At 62.3% G+C, this 923-nt stretch carries 1 pseudogene; it reads right to left on the bottom strand.

Going from position 1 to position 923, the window contains the following annotated elements:
- Positions 1 to 923: pseudogene (locus tag AC1DIS_RS30040) on the bottom strand (hypothetical protein); the annotation flags it as partial.

Here is a 923-nt window from a genome sequence, read left to right as displayed (position 1 = left end):
TGCACCACCAGTGCCCGTGTTGCCACCGTCATTGGTCAGCATGGTCAGGGTGACCGTGCCGTTGGCATTGGCAACCGGGGTGTAGGTTGGYTGGTTGGCGACCGTGGCCAGGTAAGTGTTGATGTTGGCGAGGGTACCCGTGAGCACGATGCTGCTGGTGCCCGAGCCACTGACCGAGACACTGCCTGCTCCCGCGGCCGTCAAGGTGCCGCTGCCGACCGTGAGCGTGACCGAGATGCTGCCAGCGCCTGCATCGACGTCTGCCACCGACAGGCCGCTGAGCTTGAATGCGGTGTCTTCATTCGTCGTGTAGCTTGCCGGCAGCGTGTTCACCGGTGCGTCATTGAGCGCGGTGATGTTGATGTTGATCGTGTCGCTGTCGCTCAGCGCACCACCAGTGCCCGTGTTGCCGCCGTCATTAGTCAGCATGGTCAGGGTGACCGTACCGTTGGCATTGGCAGCTGGGGTGTAGGTCGGCTGGTTGGCGACCGTGGCCAGGTAAGTGTTGATGTTGGTGAGGGTACCCGTGAGCACGATGCTGCTGGTGCCTGAGCCGCTGATCGTGACACTGCCTGCTGTCGCGGCCGTTAACGAGCCGCTGTCGACCGTGAGCGTGACCGAGATGCTGCCAGCGCCTGCATCGACGTCTGCCACCGACAGGCCGCTGAGCTTGAATGCGGTGTCTTCATTCGTCGTGTAGCTTGCCGGCAGTGTGTTCACCGGAGTGTCGTTGAGCGCGGTGATGTTGATGTTGATCGTGTCGCTGTCGCTCAGTGCACCACCAGTGCCCGTGTTGCCRCCGTCATTGGTCAGCATGGTCAGGGTGACCGTGCCGTTGGCATTGGCAACCGGGGTGTAGGTTGGCTGGTTGGCGACCGTGGCCAGGTAAGTGTTGATGTTGGCGAGGGTACCCGTGAGCACGA

It is taken from the genome of Pseudomonas sp. 05N433, from assembly GCF_056396925.1.
This window is presented reverse-complemented; position numbering and strand designations above follow the sequence as displayed.